Here is a 17,592-nt window from a genome sequence, read left to right as displayed (position 1 = left end):
AAGCTCCTCAGCGGGGATCGCGCCGGGCCGCCGGCTGATGATCGGTGGTGGGGATCTCGCCCGTCAGGACAAGGCTCTTGAAGAAGCGAAGCGCTTTCGACGCGAGTTCCTTCGGCATGACACCATCGAAGACGTGGGCGGCCACGTCGCCGAGCATGCCCCCGGGCGGATCGAAGCGGACGCGCAATGTGGTGACCGTGCCGCGACCGCCCGGCGCCGCACGGAAGCGGACCTCATATTCGCTCACGAGGGCGCCGGCGCCGTCCGCGCTCGCGCGGATCAACTCGCTAGGCCGCTCGTCGCTGATCTGCATGACCCAGGCATGGCTTTGGCCAAGAGGGCCGTCGGCGCGCCACTCGCTCCGCCCCTCTCCGGTCGGGCGGATCTCGGCCAGGAACGCCAAGATGTGCGGGAGCGTCTCCGGGTTTCGCCACACCCGATGGAGTTCGTCGGCAGGACGCTCAATGGTGATGGAATATTCGACCTCGCGCTCCTCGCTCCAGCCGTGTGCCGCATGGGTCCCTCGCGCCCGCCCTCGGCCCGGCTGTCCAAGTCGCTCTGCGCCCAGGAAGGCAAGGGCCGCCACGCCGGCCACACTGGCCAGAGCCCATCCGACGCCACCGAAGCTCGCCCCAGCGTGCTCACGCGAGACAGGCGAAGCGCGATTATGCTCTCTCAGGTTGCGCGTTCCAGCGTGGCCGTCTCGATCAGCCATGATCGCCCCCTTGGTCGGATGACTGCGCCGTGCGGACGCGCGATGGTCAGGCGGCGTGTCGGGATGCAGAGCGACCGGCTCCAGATCGCCCGCCCCTTCCACGATTGAGAAACGGCGGCTGCAGCCCCTTTGTTTAATCAAGAGGTCTCCTAAGGATTGTTCCTTTGCTGCGCGGGCCGGCAAACGTCCGGGCACCGCCGACGTCATCCGCTCGGTCGCTCACACTTGGCGGGACGAACAGGCAGTCAGGTCACGGAACGATCTTCTAGGTTCTTGTGCCGCATCGTCTTTTTCCCAAAGCCGGAAACCACCTTTCGCGACGATGCTCTAGCAGCCGCCCCGATCGGCGGGCTGCACACCTGCGGCCGTCGCGATGAGGACGGCCTCTGGCAGGGTATGGGCTCTGAGCGCCTCCATGACCCGGGCTCGGTGGATCTAGACCGTGCGTGGGCTCAGCCCGGGCGTGCGGGCGATGGTCTTGTTGGTGACATTGGCGCCGGCGGGCCTGGACCGCTGCTTCCGACCCTTTGCAGGCCCTCGGAAGGTCCGCCTCCGGGCAACTCGGCTGACTGCCGCCTGCGACCGAGATGGATGGATTTCCTCCGGTCTGCTTCTGAGCGGCGATTCATGCCGCTCCTGACGGATTTCGTTGAAAAACTCTCAGGTAACGCCTTAGGCGTTGCCCAGGGCTCGTCGCCGAAGAATGTTTCCCTCCCGTCGGCCGCTCGATGCCATGACTGCAGCGCGTTCTGGGCGATACGGTAGTGGAATTTTCTCCAGCGGGCGCGTCTCTCGGTGCTGTTTCGGGCCGGCCCCGAGTTTTCAACGAAATCGACGCGAAGCGGACAAGACGGAGATGCAGGGGGAAGAAGACGAACGGTCATCGGCCCCATCTGCGGTGCTGCGCGTACTAGCCGCGGCCGACACAACATAGGTCTATATCAGGCAAGCTGCGGTGCGTATCCTCTGAGAATGGCCGGACTGAGGAAGCCAACTAGGTCTGGGTCGATCCGCGAAAGCCGCTGCTTCAACCGCAAAAACCCAGCAGCGGGCCATAGAGTTGTTCAAGGCGGTCACCATGATTGATCAAGGTCTGCTTCCCTGCCCTTCTCAGACATCACCGCGGCCTGCGCGCGTGCTCACCAGCCGGCCTATCGCACTTGCTCAAATCACATCTAAGGGTTCGCAACAACTATTATCGATTGTTCGTGTATTCGCTTTGAGAAGTAACTCATGTTACAAGAAGATCATGGCAGTAAGTATTTGATTGAGCACAATAATATTGCGCGCGATGCGAAATATGATTTGCATCTTTCGCATGGGTGAGGGTTCATAAGGTTGATCGACGCCGGATCGCCGCTGGCCAAGGTTTCGGATCTTCGGCATCTATCACAACCGGTGCTCCGAAGTCGCTGAAAAAGGCCGAGCCCGCATGTCCCAGGATAGATCGCCGGGGGATGACGACAGGCCGGCTGGGCACGACCCGAGCCTCGACGGCCCGCTAGCCCGTGCTGGGACGGCACAAGCGCCAACGCCTGATGAGCTGTTCGCGGCGTTCGCCCGGCAGGCTCAGGTGTTCATCGGCATCGCCGACACGAACCTTCGGCCGGTGTTCGTGAACGCGGCCGGGCGCGAGATGGTCGGGCTCAGCCCTGAGGACGACATCTCGGCCTTCTCGATCACGGACTTCTTCGACACGGCCGATCAAGCGCTCATTCGTGACGTCGCGTTGCCGACGCTGTTGCGGGATGGCCGCTGGGAGGACGAGCTGCGCTTCCGGCATTTCGGCGGCGGGTCCGGGACGATGATGCATTGGCGCGCCTTCGCGCTCTACGATGTGGATGGCACCTTCATCGGCGCGGCGACGATCACCACGGACATCTCGGCCCGCAAACGCGCCGAGACCCAGTTGCGGGCGAGTGAGGCACGGCTGCAGGCCGCCGTCGACCTCGTCGGTCTGTCGGCCTACGCCTGGGATCCGCGCACCGGCGCGCTCGATTGGGACGCACGCCTGAAGGCGCTGTGGGGCCTGCCACCCGACGCGCATGTCGACGAACAGGTCTGGTTCTTCGCCATCCACCCGGACGACCGCCCGCGCGTCGAGGCGGCGGTGGCGCACTGCACCGACCCGGCGGGGGATGGCGTGTACCACATCAGGTACCGCGTGATCGGCATTCAGGACGGCGTCGAGCGCTGGGTCTCGACGCACGGTCGCACTGGCTTCGAGGACGGCCGACCAGTGTCGTTCGTCGGCGTCGTGGTCGAGATCACCGCGCAGATGTGGGCCGAGGCGGCCCTGCGCGAGAGCGAGCATCGGCTCTCGGCGACGCTGGCGCAGCTGCCGATCGGGGTCGGCCTCGTCAACCCGGACAGCAGCATCGCGCTGGCGAACCAGGTGCTCGGGCGCTACGCGCCCGAACGGATCCCCTCTGTTGAGCTGTTGAGTGAGCGCTGGCAGGCCTACGCGCCAGACGGGCGGCGGCTGAGCCCTGCGGAGTACCCGGGGGCTCGGGCCTTGAGGGGCGAAACCGTCGTCCCAGGCGTCGACTTCGTCTTCACCCATCCAGATGGCCTGGAGTGCTGGACGCGGGTGAGCGCCGCCCCGTTCCACAACGTCGACCACGAGATCAACGGCGCCATCGTCGTGGTGCAAGACATCGATCGAGAGAAGCGCGCCGAGTTGGCTCTGCGGGAGAGCGAGGAGCGCTTCCGGGCTGTGGCCGAGCAAGCCGAGGCGGGCATCGTCATCGTCGATGCCGCCCACCGGATGAGCTTCGTCAACGAACGCTACTGCGAGATCCTGGGGCGCACTCACAATGATCTGCTCGGCCGCACCGTGCAGGAACTGACCCACCCGGACGACTGGGCGTTCAACGAGCCCCTCTACCAGCGCGCCATGGCAGAAGGCGCCCCCTTCACCATCGAGAAGCGCTACCTGCGTCGGGACGGCACAACAGTGTGGGTGCGCAACGTCGTCAGCGCCCTACGCGACAGGACGGGTACCGTCGTCGGTGGCCTTGCGGTGTCCCTCGACGTCACGGAACGCCATCAGGCTGAGGAGGCGTTGCGCGAGAGCGAGGAGCGCTTCCGGCTCTTCGCCGAGCATTCGGCCAACGTTCTGTGGCTGGCTAACCTGGAGAGTGGGCGGATCGACTACCGCAGCCCGGCATTCGCGCGCATCTGGGGCATGCCCGTCGAGGACAAGCCGGACCTCGCGAGTTGGCTCGCCAGCGTCCACCCGGAGGACCGCGAAGCCGCGGCACAAGCGATGGAGCGGGTTAGGGGTGGCGAGACACTCGTGTTCGAGTACCGCATCCAGCGCGCCTCGGATAACGCGGTGCGCCGCATCCGCGACACCTTCTTCCCGATCCCGCGGACTGACGGGGGCATCCGGTCGGCGGGCGGGATCGCGCAGGACATTACCACCGATACCGGCCTGCGCGCCTACGTGATCGCGGTCGGAGATAACGCCCGGTGCAGCCTCGTTGGTGCCCTGCAGGCCGCCGGGTACGAGGTGCAGACCTTTGTGAGCGGTCAGGCCTTCCTCAAGATGGCGAGTTCGCTGATGCCGGGCTGCGTCGTGCTGGACCTGAAAGAGGCCGGCAGCTTGGGTGTCGCGAGTGAGCTGAAACCCGCGCGCTCTCACCTGCCCGTGGTGGCGGTCGGTGCGAGCGAGGGCGACGTTGGCTTCGGGGTACGCGCCATGAAGGCGGGAGCGGTCGATTTCCTCGAAGAACCCTGGACAGCGGAGGCGCTGCTGTTTGCAGTTAGGACAGCGCTAGCCGAGATCCGCGCCGAGGCGGATCGGGCGCGGGGACGCGACGACGCGCGAGACCGGATCGCGACGCTTTCCGCGCGCGAGCGCGAGGTGCTGGAAGGCTTGCTCGCGGGCGGGACCAACAAGACGATCGGTCGAACGTTGGGGCTTAGTCCCCGTACGGTGGAGATCCATCGCGCACGGGTCATGGAAGCGCTCGGTGCCCGCACCTTACCCGAGGCGGTTCTGACGGCGACCGTAGCCGGCGTGCGCCCCGCAGGTCAGGATGGCGGCTAGTAGGCAAAACCTGACGCTCGGTACCCGGCCTTGAACTCCGCGAGCTGACACAGGTGGAACGGCAGCAATGCGCGCCAAGCGGAATGTCAGTTTTCGGGCATCACCCCAATGGCGGCTCACCACCCTTCTCGGGCTTTCAGAAGGTCCGCTTGTCGGCAGCCTGAGCGACCCGTCAGCACCTCGATCTACTGCAGCGTCAGCACCACCTGCTCCGCGCTTGTCTTCTGACCTCTTGCCTATCTGACACCTCTGGTCCGGGCTGATCCTCAAGCTTAGCACGGTTCAGAACTAACTGATCAGGTTAAGATTGTTGAGCAAAGTCATGGCGGCCTGCGAAGAAATTTTTCAGCATAGTTCCACGCCGTCTCGCGTGACGGCTTCATCGTTTCGTTACATGATTGTTAATCAAGAATCACTTGAGGGAGCAAATTAGCTGTTTTCCGCCTGCCTTGCGGCCCGCCCCCAAACATAGATTAATCTTCGACCACCGATGCGGAAGGCTGGCAGGGTGGCAGCTTGTTAATGCACTCCGCTTAGCCTCTGCCATGGTTAGGCAAAGTTCCCGCGATGAGGGACTGACCCGGTGAGGTCTGGTGTATGTACTCGTTGCACCCAAACGAGGTGGAACGCCTGCAGGCGCTGCACGATCTTGAGGTGTTCGGCTCCCCTCCTGAGCCGCAATACGACGCGATCTGCCGGACAGCTCAGGCGCTCTTCGGTGTGCCTATCGCGTACGCATCGTTGGTTGGCGAGACTGAGCAGTGCTTCAAGGGCAGGTGCGGCCTGGAGGCGAGCAGAACTCCACGCGAGGTGTCGTTCTGCACCCACACCATCCTCTCGGACGAGGTGCTAGTAGTCGAGGACGCTACAAAGGATGAGCGGTTTTCGCTCAACCCGCTCGTCACAGGTGAGCCGCACATCCGCTTCTATGCTGGCGCACCGCTTATTCTCAGCCCCGGTATCCATCTCGGCTCCTTGTGCATCATCGATCGGGTGCCGCGCTCCTTCTCGCCCAAGCAGCAGGAGCAGCTTCGCGATCTGGCGCAAACCGTTGTCGCTCAGCTGCGCCTGAGCAGGGCTGAGCAAGCAGCCCGGACCGGAGAGGCCCGCTTGCGCGAGAGCGAGGCCAACTACCGACTCCTGGCCGACAACAGCACCGACCTCATCGTCCGCTGTGCTCCGGACGGCACGCGCGTCTACGTCTCGCCGGCTGCCAAGCGCCTGCTCGGCTACGAGCCGGAGGAGCTTGTCGGCACCGCATCCCTTGATTTCGTGCACCCAGAGGATGTGTCCGACTTCATGCGGTTGCTGAGCGCAGTGGGCCAGGGATGTTCCGAGCAGGCTGTCAGCCAGCACCGCTACCAAAACAAGGACGGCTCTTGGCTGTGGATGGAGGCGTCCTTCAGCGTCACACGTGATGCGGCAGGCGCCGCGTCCGGCTTCGTGGCTGTGGTGCGCGACATCTCCGAACGGAAGGAGGTTGAGCTCACGATAGCGCATATGGCGCGCCACGACCCACTCACAGGCTTGCCGAACCGCCTGCACTTTCGCGAGCAGCTTGTGCAAGAGATTGCGCGTGCGAAGCGCAACGGTAGTGGCTTTGCCCTGTTCTACCTCGATCTTGATCGCTTTAAGCTCGTCAACGACACGCTTGGGCACCAAGCTGGTGACACCTTGCTGAAGGTCGTTGGGCAACGGATCAGGGCTGTTCTGCGCACCGAGGACATGATTGCACGGCTTGGTGGCGACGAGTTCGTGATCATCCAGACTTTTTGCGCTGGACCTGCGGACGCAACACGGCTGGCCGAGCGTCTGATCGAGGCGATGGCCTCGCCCATCAATCTCGACGGCTACCCAGCCGGCGTGGGGCTCAGTATCGGCCTCGCCCTCTACCCGGGTGATGCAGTCGATGCTGATAGGCTGATCGGTCAGGCGGATCAGGCGCTCTACCGCGCCAAAGCTGCTGGGCGAAACACCTTCCGCTTCCACGCAGAAGGCGACACCACCACAGACAGTAGCGGTCCTGAGCAGTCCGGTGTCCTCCGGAGTCGCGGCATCGATCCCCTTGCTTCGCACCCCAAGCTCTTCGATGAGGTGCTGTCCGGTTTGTTGGAGGGCAGCACAGATTGCATAACGCTCCTCGATGAGCACGGCCGGCTGCTGTTCATGAGTTCGGGTGGACAGCGGCTGATGGAAGTCGAGAACGCTGGGTCGATCCTCGGCCAGTGCTGGCTCAACTTCTGGGAAGGCGAGCACCATGACGTGGCTCAGCAGGCGTTTGAGAGAGCCAAGGCAGGTGAGACCTTCAGCTTCCGAGGCTTCTGCCTATCAGCCAAGGGACAGCCACGGTGGTGGGATGTGAGCCTGAGCCCCATGCAAGGGCTGAGGGGCTCGCCGCAGCGCATCCTGTCCGTGTCCCGCGATGTGACCGAGCAGGTTGATCTTGAGGCGAGGCTCAGGACGACAGGCCAGCGCTACAAGGCGCTGATCGAGGCGAGCGCGACCATGGTCTGGCGAGCGGAGACGAACGGCTCTCTCATCGAGAGCAGTGGGTGGGAAGCCTTCACGGGTCAGCCGCAAAGCGCCTATGCTGGCTTCGGCTGGCTGAGTACCGTTCACCCCGATGACCGACAGCGCGTGACAGCCACGTGGCACGCGATCTTCGCCTCGCAAACGGCAGGCTCCTTCGAGTTCCGTGCCTTGTGCCGAGACGGATCGTACCGATGGACGCTCACTAGGGCTGTGCCGCTAAAGGACACCGCTGGTCAGGTTCATGAGTGGGTCGGAACCGACAGCGACATTCACGAAAGCAAACAGGCTACTGACGCGATCCGCCTGCAAGAGGAGCGCTACCGGTTGGCCATCCTCGCTACCCAGGATGCGATCTGGGATCACGACCTAACATCGGACACCATCGAGTGGAGCGAGGGAACTCACCGGCTGTTTGGCTACTCTGACGCAGAGGTCGCCAACACGGGCGCTTGGTGGAAGAGCAGGATCCACCCTGATGATCGCGCGCGCGTCACGGCCTCCCTTCGTTGCGTCATCGCCAGCCATGAGCACCGATGGAGCGAGGAGTACCGCTTTGAGCAGGGCGACGGCACCTACGCGGACGTGCTCGACCGAGGTTTTGTGATCCGGGACCCACTGGGTCGAGCCGTGCGCGTGGTTGGTGCCATGCACGATGTCACCGAGGCGCGGCGAGCGGATGCAGCGCTGCGGGCAAGTGAGGAGCGCCTGCGGCTTGCCCTGCGAGCGGGGCGGATGGTCGCGTGGGAACACAACCTCAAGACGGGCCAAAGCAAACAATCTAGAGATTCGTTAGACCTTCTTGGCATTGGCTCAGGGCCGGCATCAGAGTTCTACGACCGCATTCATCCGGATGACCGCGCAGGGATGGAGCGCTTCATTCAAGGGACAGAGAGCCACGCGGGCCAAGAGTTCCGTTACGTCCACCCGACCGGCGGGACGATATGGCTGAGCGCGTGGGGTGAGCGAACCAGGGAGGACCGGCTCGTCGGCATCACCTTCGACATCACTGAGCGCAAGCGCGCTGAAGAACGAGCGTGGCGCGCAGCCAATCACGACGCGCTCACGGGCTTGCCGAACCGCCGGCTGTTCCACCAGCGACTGGAGGAGGCGCTGACTGCCGCAGAGCAAGGCGGTACAAGTTTAAGTATGCTACTCTTAGATATAGACAACCTGCGGGACGTCAACGACACGCTCGGGCACGACGCAGGTGATGCTGTATTGGTTGAGGTTGCCCAACGACTGAGTGAGGGGCTGCGCGAGGCAGACACGGTGGCGCGCCTCAGCGGTGATGAGTTTGCTGTACTGCTCGTTGAGCCGCTGCGCCTGGGAGACGCACTGAGCCATGGACGAGGTCTCACAGAGCGGCTGAGCCAGCCGTTCTGCAACCGTGGCCACACGCTCTCGTGCAAGGCCAGCATCGGTGTTGCTGCCTATCCCGATCACCACCGCAGTCCGCACGACCTGCTGAAAGATGCTGACATCGCGCTCTACCGCGCCAAGGTGCAAGGCCGGAACCGCGCTGTTGTGTTCACGCCTGAGATGCGGGCAGAGACTGAGCGGCGGGTAAGCGTCGCGAACGAGGTTCGGGCGGCTCTTGCTGCGGGGCAGATCGTGCCCTTCTACCAGCCGAAGGTGTGCTTCTCGACCGGTGCAATCGTTGGCTTTGAGGCACTGGCGCGCTGGGAGCATCCTATGAAGGGATTGCTCACCCCCGGCTACTTCGGCTCGGCCTTTGAGGATCCGGAGCTTGCCACCGCCATCGGTGACCGAATACTCCGGCAAGTTGCTGCGGATCTGCGGGAGTGGCGGCAACGTGGCCTTGGTCCTGGCCGGATTGCGGTGAACTTCGCCTCGGCGGAGTTTCGGAAGCCGGATTTGGCCGGCAGCATTCTGGCGGTGCTGAACGAACACAGTGTTCCAGCGAGCCTGTTCGAGGTGGAGGTGACCGAGACCGTATTTCTCGGCCACGGCAGCGAAAACGTGCCAGCGACCCTTGAACGGCTACGTGCTGCCGGGGTTCTTATCACGTTGGACGATTTCGGCACCGGCTTCGCCTCGCTTACACACCTGAAGCAGTTTCCAGTCGGCCATTTGAAGGTGGACCAGAGCTTCGTGCGCAATATGGAGCAGGACCGCGACGACGCTGCCATTATCGCGGCGGTCGTCGGCCTTGGCCGCAGCATGGGCGTGAAGGTTACAGCTGAAGGTATAGAAACTGAGGGCCAGGCGACGCGCCTCAGCGTCTTGGGCTGCGATTATGCCCAGGGCTATCGCTACGCAAAGCCTATGGCCGGCTCACGCGTGCCCTCCTTCCTGACGCACTGGAAGGCGGCTGCGGCGGTTGAAGAGAGCCAGATGCTGCGTCTTGCATGACAAGCAGTGTTTCAGCGGGCTCCCGCTTTGTCAGCATGCACGACCTCAGCAACAGGCGCGTGCTGATGAGGTCGTACGTGCCGAACGTGGCTGAGTTAGAGCGAGCAGCATGACCTTCGTTGCCAAAGAGGGTGGTGATCTGTGCGTCCGCTTCGCCCATCGAAGTTGAGACCTGCTTCTCACCCAATGCAGGCGCTGGGAAGGCTAGGATTAAAGCGTTTGCCATTGGACCTGCAGGGAGCTGAGAGCTTAGGTTCGGCGCGTGCCGGCCGAATATCGTCTCATGGCGCCCAGCTGCGGTCCGGGCGGACCGCGGTCAGGTTACGATGCTGGTTACGCCTCACACAAAGCCCATTACGCCATTTTGCAACACCATTGCCGACCGTTGACCTTCGGGTACCTCGTCCGCCCTAAGCCCCCTTCGAGCCCAACAGATCTGGCGAAACGGTCGCGCTCACGGTCGCCAGCGTCAGGATGAACGAGAGGGCGAAGTTCCGCTGATTAGACAAAGCTAGGTGGCGAGTCTCAGGATCACTGCGGATGACCCAACGATGTGAGCTAGGGTCACCAGAACGGAACCCGTGTGAAGGATGCCGAAGCGTGAGCGATTGCCCCTGTCGGTTGCCCCGTTGATTGCAGGCATAAGGATCTGGCGCGCGAGGAGCGCTGTGACAGCGATCAGTCCCAGGATGAGTGCCGATGCCATATCGATCGTGACTGTCAGGGCCGAGCCAACCAGAGCGCACACGATGACGAAGACGTAAAAATGCGGGAAGGCGCGGCGCAAGAGTGGGCCTGCCTGGTCGGCAGGCAGAGCGCTGAACAGGAACGAGGCAAAGCCGAACGAGTACAGGACCATCCCGCCGAACAGGAGAGCCGTCAGGAGGATAGCCGCTTGCAGGAGCATCGTTCCAAGCCTCGATGATTACTGCTCGCCCATCACGGGCGCCGTTCGGTTCGCTTTGAGGAGCTGAAGCCCGGGCGCGTCCAAGCCTGCCTCGTCGAGGAAGGCTTGCACTGCGCCGAACAGCGCGTGCCGGTTGCGTTCCAGACAGATCATGTGCGTGCCCCGCCCGAGCTCGACGTAGCGCTTGTCCGGGGCGTTCACGAGCAGCGGGAACAGTGCCTGACGCATGGCTGGCGGGGTGTCCCTGTCCCATTCGGCGCCGATCACCAGCGTCGGCACCGTGATCCGGGCCGGGTCGTAGACCGGCCGGCCTCGATCCCAGAATTCGCCGACGTCGGCCATCGTGCCGTTGGGCGCACGCAACGCGGGCGGATCACTTCGGCCGGACTGCGGATCGGTGGCCCAGGTGGCGCTCGCCCAGCGCTCGAACCAGCCCAGCGGGATCAGGTCGGCTCTGTGCGCGTCGGGCACGCCGTCAAGCCAGTGCGCATGGGCCTCCGTGGCTGTGACCCTGCGGTAGGAGGGCAAAGGCGTCTGCTCAGCTACCCAGGGTCCCGGGCCGCTCCCTTGCCCCGGCCGAAGCCAGCGCGGTCCGTATAGCGCGAGGCGCACGACCCGACCGGGATGCTCGATGGTGTAGCGGGCCGTGATGCTCGTGCCCCACGACCAGCCGAGCAGGCTCAGACGCTCGATGCCCCGCCGCGCCCGGATGGCTTCGACCGCGCTCGCAAGATCCCGGACCGCCATCTCGGTCCGTACGACCGGCGGGTTCGCCTCCGGCGGCGCGTCCATCTCGGGTGGCCGCGTCGACCGCCCGTAGCCCCGCAGCTCGACGAACCAGACATCCCAGTCGTTTAGAGCGATCTCCTCCATCCAGGACCGCCCGTCCAGGGACAGATCGAACGAGGTCTCGGCCGGGTAGGTCGATCCAGACACGAACAGCAGCGTGCGCTCGGACCGATATGTCCTCATCGCGCGCGGGCGTTTGCTGCGCAGGAACAGTTCGATGCCGGGATCGGCTGCAGGGATATGCAGATCCTCGACGGCGAGCGAGGGACTTGGAGGAGCGGTCGCGTCGGCAGCCACGGGTACTGCACCTGAAGCGAGGATACCCGCCATGATCCCCGTCATACTGGCGGCAAGGCGCACTCCGTCCATTCCTCGCTCCTGAACCGCGATCGGCGCCCCCGGCTGAACCGCCATTACATACGGGTCGTGACGGACTGCCGTAGCGGCGGCACCGTCCATGACCGATGCGCCGTTCTGTAGCGCAGCGAGGTCGTGCGCGGCGCAGAGGCATGGCGTCGCTGGGCCGGGCGACCGAAACCGGTATCAGAGTGACAGCTCGTGAGCAGCTTGTTCGCGCCGTCACAACGTCTGTGTCGCAGCTCCCCTGGCGCGGCCGATGAACAGGATACGGCCTGTCGGACGACCGATCGGCGAGCCGGCCTCGGGCTCCAGCGTGATCTCGAAGAGCTGCCCATCGCCTATGGTTTCCAGCCGTTCCGGCGGCAGGTGGATTGCCCCGCCCGGCGGTAGCACACCGAGCGAGACAGGCCCGCGCGTCTGATCCCACAGTGTCCAGAGCTGCAGCGAGCGCCCGGCCCCCGGCCGCACCTCGGCCAGCGGCAGAGACCGCACCGTACCGTTCTGGGCGATCTGGATGAGCCAGCCAGGGCCGCTCTCCTGCCCGGCAGCATTGCGGCTCTGCAGGATCGCGAAGTAGCGCGTCGGGCTCTCGGCAGGCGCCGATAAACGGCTCGGCAGGATCGCCAGTAGGATCGCGGCGGCCGTGGCGAGGGCCGTTGTGGCCCGCCATAGAGCGGCGCTCCGCCACGCCGCTTTCACCGCCCCGTACCGTGGCCGTGAGGGGGGCGAGATCGTTGTCCGGCCGAGCGCCTGCCGGCGCGTCGCGAGATCCCGTTCGATCCGTGCCCATTGGGTCGGATCGACCTCGGCCTTTCCGAGAGCGGCGGAAGCCGGCAACAATCGCTCTTCCCAGAAGACGACGCGGCGAGCGAGATCCGCATCCGAAGCCAAGGCCTGCTCGACCTCCGCCGTGGCAGCGGCGTCGAGCAGGCCCAGCACGTATTCGCCCGCCAAGACGTCGCGGTCTTCCGGCTCGCTCGGGATCATGACAGGCAATCCTTCAGGGCGATGAGGCTGCGGCGGACCCACGCTTTCACGGTCCCGAGAGGTGTACCAAGCCGCTCGGCGATCTCGGACTGCGAAAGGCCATCGACATAGGCGAGCAGGATCACCTGCCTCCTGTCGGCCTCGAGCTGCGCGAGGCAGCCGTGTAGACGAACGCCATCCTGCGATGTCGCCAGCGAGGCGAACGGATCGGGCGCATCGTCCGCGATCTCGGCACCGTTAGCCGCACTGAGATCCGTCTCTCGACCGGCGGCTCGCACGTGCTTCAGCGCGCGGTGTCGCACGATGCTGGTGATCCAGGCGCGGCCCGCGCCTCGGCTGCGATCGAAGGTTCCGGCGCGCACCCAGATATCCAGAAAGGCATCGTGCAGGACGTCGGCGGCGACGTCGCGCCGCCGCACGATCCTGAGCGCGACGGCGAGCAGGAAACCAGCCTCGTGGTCGTAGAGACGACGCAGCGACGCCGTATCCCCGCAGGCACAGCCCTCCAACGCGGAGGCGTGGTCGAACGTCTCCATGATCCTCCCGGCATCCGGCAGGACCGGCCCGGCGGCCGGTCCCGTGTCATCTGGCGGGATTACATCTTGGGCAGGATCGCGATGTCACGGACCTTGCCGGACACGCCGTCGATCTTGGCGGCCATCTCGCCCTTCCCGGTGGCAAGATCCACCTTGTAGAGCGTGTCGCCGGCCATGGCCCAGGCCTGGTTGCCGCCCTGGCCGTCCGAGAGGATGTCGAAAGCCACGGCGTCACCGGACATGCCGAGCATGCCGACGGTGTTCAGAATACCGTCATTCGGCGGAGCCTGCTTCAGCAGCGCGCCGGAGGCATCGATGTCGAACAGGACTGTCTCCTTGCTGCCCTTGAAAGCGTTGGTGTAGGCGCCGGCCATCACCTTCGGGGTCTTGCCCTTCATCGCGTCGGTCTCGGCAAACTTCAGCTGGCCGTCCTTCGTGACCTTCCCATCATCGACGTTGGCGCGGAGGTTGGTGCCGTCCGAGCCGATGATGCGCAGGCGGTCGGCTACGGGATTGAAGTCGACGGTCGCCGCGGTGCCGGCGGCCAACGTCGTGTCGAGCTTCGACTTGGCCGTGGCCTTGCCCGACATCGGATCGATCGTGACGACGCTGCCGTCGGAGATCACCGCGTAGAGCATGCCGTCGGCCGGCCGCACGTCGATGCCGAGGACGCTCCCGCCGATCCCGGTGATCGTCACCGTCTTCGTGACCTTTTTCGCGGCCGTATCGACGTGCGCCAAGCTGGCGTCGCCGACGAGCGCCGCCACGGTGTCGGCACGAGCGACGGTTACGAGGCAGGTGCCGGCGAGCAGGGTTGCGGTGATGAGGCTCGATCGCATGGCGTTCTCCATTTGCCGCGGAGGCGGCATCGGGCGGACTAGCCATGAGCCGAGGGATCGGATGCAGCCGACGGCAAATTTTTCTCTTCTGCGGCAACGGTCCGTTTTCGAGAACCGCTCAGGTAGCTTGCTACAGCAAAGTTTGTTTGCGACTGGAACGGCCACCTGCAAGGAGCGGGACAACTCTTATCCTGGGCCCAACGCCGTAAAAGTGTGATACGAACTCCTGACCCTCAGCGGTCCTTAGTGGTGATGCCATTGGATGGCCGCTCCAGCCGCGAAGCGGACGCGCCGCCGCGTTGCAAGATTAAGAGCTTTGCCGGACAGCCGCCTTAGCCGCGTGTCCGACTTGGCCGCGCTGGATGCCCTAGTAGCCCCCCAGCCGGTATAGAGGCCTACCAGCACGATCAGCACGCCGGAAACGTAAGGCGCGTGCCGGGCGAAGCCGCTGAACCCCGACCAGCGCGAGGCGACGTGCTTGACGCTGAGCGCGGCCACCACGCTGGCCGAGACCATCGTCAGCGCGAGCCCAATCGAGAAGCACACCATCAGCACGAACCCCAAGCTCAACTGCTTGAGCTGGGGCCTCTCTTGGCTCAGCGGCCTAAACGATTGGAAAAATACATACAGATCAGTTCGTCGAACAGTCAGAGATTTAAGCTACCCTTCTCGACTAAAACTCCATGCCAAACTTCACGCGTAGATTTTGGCGCTCGAACTGGGTCAAGCCGAGCCCGCGACGCGCGTAGGCTGGATCGGTGTCGCGGCCCCAAACCTGGGCCGCGTAGGCCACGGTCAGCCAGACCTTTTCGGTGAAGCGCCGGTGCAGAACCGGTCCAACAAGTAGCACCTCACTCTCCAGCCGGTTGAGGAAGACGCCATCGTAACCTCGCAGGTAGCGCGCTTCCGAGCCGACGAAGGTCCCGTCAGCAATCTGCCCAACCAACGCGTTCGACCAGAGGAAGGTTGACGACCGGTAGCCCTGGCCCGCGGTGCCCCGCTGGCGCCCGGCCGCTGGCTCGAAGCTGATGTTGCTGCCGTACCAAACCTTGCCGGGCACAACCTGCATGTCGATCTGCAGCAGACTCTCCATGTCGAACACGTTGGCGCCTTTGCCTTCGACGGGCAGGACCCGGGTGAAGCGGGGGCGCAACTCGATGGCGAGCCCGAGTGGTTGCTCGGCCGATCCTTTCAGGAACTGGTACTTCAGCTCCATCGAAGCGCCATCGAAGGTGCCAAATGACTTGTCATCCAAGTCCGCGATGTTGCGTTGCCGGCGCAAGTCGCCGAAGGCACTGAACTCGAGGCTGAACTGATCTGCCGGGTTGAACTGGTAGGAGAACCGGGTGTTGAGCACGCGGTAGGTAGAGGGTCCGGGACCGTCTCGGCGCTTGCTGAAGCGCGAGATCGTGTCGACCAGCATCTCCTGCTCGCCCTTTTCACCGGCGTCAGACCCTTCGGTAAAACCGAACAGGTGCTCCGTGTCGACGTCCTTCTGCTTGTCGGACTTGCCTCCCTTTCCGCCCGAGCCATCGCTAGTCGATGAGGATTTCGCTTTGTCGTCCTTCGGCTCCTCAGCGAGCCCCGGACTGACCGCGAGGCCAGAGTACAACAAGAGAGCCATGCTGAGATGGGAAGCGCGTCTCACCCGTGGAGCCTGCCCGATCATCCCTGTATGATGCCCTTTGAAGACCTGTGCAGCTGTCAGTAGCCGCCCGGGCGGGCCTGTGCCTGTGACAGCATAGCAACAAGGACCAGGAACATCACGATGAAGGGATGAACATGGCAGCGAAGACGTGCGGTGGCTGTCCGCCTGAGGACCATGGTCCGACATTTCCCGAAAGCGGAACTCCGTCGGTCTGGGTGTGAAGGCCCGGAAACCACCATCAGCCCCCCTGACATGATCGGAGACCAATTCATCAAGGTGACTCGTCGGCTGGTTCATAATCCTCGGGGCAACGGTCCTGATACTCCTCGAGACGGCACAAAAAAGTGGCAGCGCGCGTTTACCGTCTGTGTTGGCGCAGAACTAAAGGAGATGAACTATGTCAGACGCGCATACAACGTCAGCGCCGAGCCACCCGTTCATCGAGAGCAGTCGCGTCGAAGGCACTGCTGTGTACGATGCAAACGGAAAACAAATTGGGACAATCAAACGCCTCGTAATTGAGAAGGTAAATGGCAATGTCGCTTATGCTGTCACCTCATTCAGCAAATTTATTGGCGGAAATTCAGACAGTCACACAATTCCCTGGAAATATCTGCACTACGATTTAGCCCTACAAGGCTATCGCACAAACATCACGGAGGAGCAGCTGCATAATGCGCCTGAGTTCTCAAGGCGCGATGACCACCTAATTTCCGGACATGAATGGGAATTGCTTGCTGAGTATTACGCAGGACCCTTGTAGTAGTTGCCCTGCCGCCCCTGTGTACGCGAGGAGCTGCTCGGACATCTCGCACTTCTATAAGTTGAACATAAGCTACCGTGCATCGGGTCTGCTACCCGCCTGAACGCTGTCTAACCAAGCCAAGGCGGGCGGCAGGCAGGCTGTTCATGAGCTCAACGCTTTTCCGCTCGGTCTACGGCAGGCGCGACCGTTCCCGCGTTCGCGCAACCCCGGCACACCCGCGAACCTCCTGAGCCTCGCGCCGGCCGACCTATCGGGCGTAGCGCGATGCCTTGCGGTCCGGTTCGACCACTGTTGGCCCCCACGCGGGTCGGCACGCCGCGCGGTCCGCGCAACCACGACGGCACCATCATCCCGGACAGGGTCGACACGATGTGGGGCACCGACCTGACCACCACCTGGACGGCCGAGGGGCAGGTCGCGGTGTTCGTGGCCATCGATCACTGCTCGGCCGAGTGCGTGGGCATCCATGCGGCCCGCCGGGCCACGCGCTTCGAGGCGCTGGAGCCGATCCGCCAAGGGGTGCGGCAGCGCTTCGGTGGCTTCGCGGCCGAGATCGCCTCCGGCCTGAGCGTCCGGCACGATCACGGAAGCCAGTACATGGCGGACGCCTTCCAGGCGGAGCTCGCGTTCCTGGGCATCGCGAGCTCGCCCGCCTTCGTGCGCGCCCCGGAGGGGAATGGCTGCGCCGAGCGCTTCATCCGCACCCTCAAGGAGAACCTGTTGTGGGTCGAGCACTTCGATACGGTCGAGGATCTGCGCCACGGCCTGCTGGCGTTCCGGGATCTCTACAATGAGACATGGCTGATCGAGCGACACGGGTTCCGGCCACCGGCCGATATCCGCGCCGCGCAGCTACCACCCGCGGCCATCGCCGCGTAGGCTTCAGATCGGTGTCTCACAATCCGCAGGCGGTACAGCTGCCTAGTTGTGGATAATCCAGTGACCTTCAACCGAGACGGATGGGATGAGGATCAGAAGCTTCGAGGAGGCCAGTGACCTGACCGGCTGGCTTTGGACCGGGCTGATTGAGAGGATCAGTCAGGACCGAAGGAGTCGGACATGCGGCGAGGACAGAAGACGAGTGCG

General features: G+C 64.0%; 10 protein-coding genes and 3 pseudogenes. 4 read left to right on the top strand and 9 right to left on the bottom strand.

Annotated features, from left to right (window positions below; all coding sequences use genetic code 11):
• Nucleotides 1–7 precede the first annotated feature (7 nt).
• Complete coding sequence (locus tag ABS772_RS09315; RefSeq protein ID WP_350393962.1) at nucleotides 8–922, bottom strand: SRPBCC family protein; 915 nt, start codon at nucleotides 920–922, stop codon at nucleotides 8–10.
• Nucleotides 923–1,042: 120 nt separating this feature from the next.
• Nucleotides 1,043–1,210 (bottom strand): annotated as a pseudogene (locus tag ABS772_RS09310) (LuxR C-terminal-related transcriptional regulator); the annotation flags it as partial.
• Between the two features lie 937 nt (nucleotides 1,211–2,147).
• Here ABS772_RS09310 and ABS772_RS09305 point away from each other — a divergent pair.
• Nucleotides 2,148–4,769, top strand: a complete 2,622-nt coding sequence (locus tag ABS772_RS09305) for a PAS domain S-box protein (protein WP_350393961.1) — start codon at nucleotides 2,148–2,150, stop codon at nucleotides 4,767–4,769.
• Between the two features lie 597 nt (nucleotides 4,770–5,366).
• Complete coding sequence (locus ABS772_RS09300) at nucleotides 5,367–9,674, top strand: diguanylate cyclase domain-containing protein (protein WP_350393959.1); 4,308 nt, start codon at nucleotides 5,367–5,369, stop codon at nucleotides 9,672–9,674.
• A gap of 511 nt (nucleotides 9,675–10,185) precedes the next feature.
• Here the strand turns inward: ABS772_RS09300 and ABS772_RS09295 are convergent.
• The 7 genes and pseudogenes from ABS772_RS09295 to ABS772_RS09265 all read right to left on the bottom strand — a co-directional run bounded on the left by ABS772_RS09295 (nucleotide 10,186) and on the right by ABS772_RS09265 (nucleotide 15,716).
• Nucleotides 10,186–10,581, bottom strand: coding sequence for a DUF4149 domain-containing protein (locus tag ABS772_RS09295; RefSeq protein ID WP_350393958.1), 396 nt, complete (start codon nucleotides 10,579–10,581; stop codon nucleotides 10,186–10,188).
• Between the two features lie 18 nt (nucleotides 10,582–10,599).
• Nucleotides 10,600–11,739 carry an alpha/beta hydrolase gene (locus ABS772_RS09290; RefSeq protein WP_350393957.1) on the bottom strand — a complete coding sequence of 380 codons (1,140 nt, stop codon included), beginning with the start codon at nucleotides 11,737–11,739 and terminating at the stop codon, nucleotides 10,600–10,602.
• Between the two features lie 210 nt (nucleotides 11,740–11,949).
• The gene (locus ABS772_RS09285) at nucleotides 11,950–12,717 is read right to left on the bottom strand and encodes an anti-sigma factor (protein ID WP_350393955.1); all 768 of its coding nucleotides are present in this window, start codon (nucleotides 12,715–12,717) and stop codon (nucleotides 11,950–11,952) included.
• A complete protein-coding gene (locus tag ABS772_RS09280) occupies nucleotides 12,714–13,253 on the bottom strand; it encodes a sigma-70 family RNA polymerase sigma factor (RefSeq protein WP_350393953.1) in 540 nt (179 codons plus the stop codon). Before ABS772_RS09280 ends, ABS772_RS09285 begins: the two co-directional genes overlap by 4 nt.
• A gap of 59 nt (nucleotides 13,254–13,312) precedes the next feature.
• A complete protein-coding gene (locus tag ABS772_RS09275; RefSeq protein ID WP_350393951.1) occupies nucleotides 13,313–14,275 on the bottom strand; it encodes a DUF4394 domain-containing protein in 963 nt (320 codons plus the stop codon).
• Between the two features lie 124 nt (nucleotides 14,276–14,399).
• Nucleotides 14,400–14,674 (bottom strand): annotated as a pseudogene (locus tag ABS772_RS09270) (nickel/cobalt efflux protein RcnA); the annotation flags it as partial.
• Between the two features lie 91 nt (nucleotides 14,675–14,765).
• Nucleotides 14,766–15,716 carry a hypothetical protein gene (locus tag ABS772_RS09265; RefSeq protein WP_350393949.1) on the bottom strand — a complete coding sequence of 317 codons (951 nt, stop codon included), beginning with the start codon at nucleotides 15,714–15,716 and terminating at the stop codon, nucleotides 14,766–14,768.
• A gap of 421 nt (nucleotides 15,717–16,137) precedes the next feature.
• On the opposite strand from ABS772_RS09265, the gene ABS772_RS09260 reads away from it, so the two are divergent.
• Both ABS772_RS09260 and ABS772_RS09255 read left to right on the top strand, forming a co-directional pair.
• The gene (locus tag ABS772_RS09260; RefSeq protein WP_350393947.1) at nucleotides 16,138–16,503 is read left to right on the top strand and encodes a PRC-barrel domain-containing protein; all 366 of its coding nucleotides are present in this window, start codon (nucleotides 16,138–16,140) and stop codon (nucleotides 16,501–16,503) included.
• A gap of 291 nt (nucleotides 16,504–16,794) precedes the next feature.
• Nucleotides 16,795–17,385 (top strand): annotated as a pseudogene (locus ABS772_RS09255) (transposase); the annotation flags it as partial.
• Nucleotides 17,386–17,592: the final 207 nt, after the last annotated feature.

Origin of the sequence: Methylorubrum podarium (genome assembly GCF_040270385.1) — a bacterium.
In the GTDB taxonomy this organism is placed as follows: domain Bacteria; phylum Pseudomonadota; class Alphaproteobacteria; order Rhizobiales; family Beijerinckiaceae; genus Methylobacterium; species Methylobacterium podarium.
The sequence above is the reverse complement of the archived record's forward strand: the minus strand, read 5'-3'. Positions and strand labels throughout refer to the sequence as shown.

Bases quoted from the DNA above. Each gene is read 5' to 3' on its own strand.
- ABS772_RS09290 (WP_350393957.1), bottom strand. From the start codon at position 11,739: ATGGACGGAGTGCGCCTTGCCGCCAGTATGACGGGGATCATGGCGGGT.
- ABS772_RS09280 (WP_350393953.1), bottom strand. From the start codon at position 13,253: ATGGAGACGTTCGACCACGCCTCCGCGTTGGAGGGCTGTGCCTGCGGG.
- ABS772_RS09300 (WP_350393959.1), top strand. From the start codon at position 5,367: ATGTACTCGTTGCACCCAAACGAGGTGGAACGCCTGCAGGCGCTGCAC.
- ABS772_RS09260 (WP_350393947.1), top strand. From the start codon at position 16,138: ATGTCAGACGCGCATACAACGTCAGCGCCGAGCCACCCGTTCATCGAG.
- ABS772_RS09305 (WP_350393961.1), top strand. From the start codon at position 2,148: ATGTCCCAGGATAGATCGCCGGGGGATGACGACAGGCCGGCTGGGCAC.
- ABS772_RS09295 (WP_350393958.1), bottom strand. From the start codon at position 10,581: ATGCTCCTGCAAGCGGCTATCCTCCTGACGGCTCTCCTGTTCGGCGGG.
- ABS772_RS09285 (WP_350393955.1), bottom strand. From the start codon at position 12,717: ATGATCCCGAGCGAGCCGGAAGACCGCGACGTCTTGGCGGGCGAATAC.
- ABS772_RS09315 (WP_350393962.1), bottom strand. From the start codon at position 922: ATGACGTCGGCGGTGCCCGGACGTTTGCCGGCCCGCGCAGCAAAGGAA.
- ABS772_RS09265 (WP_350393949.1), bottom strand. From the start codon at position 15,716: ATGGCTCTCTTGTTGTACTCTGGCCTCGCGGTCAGTCCGGGGCTCGCT.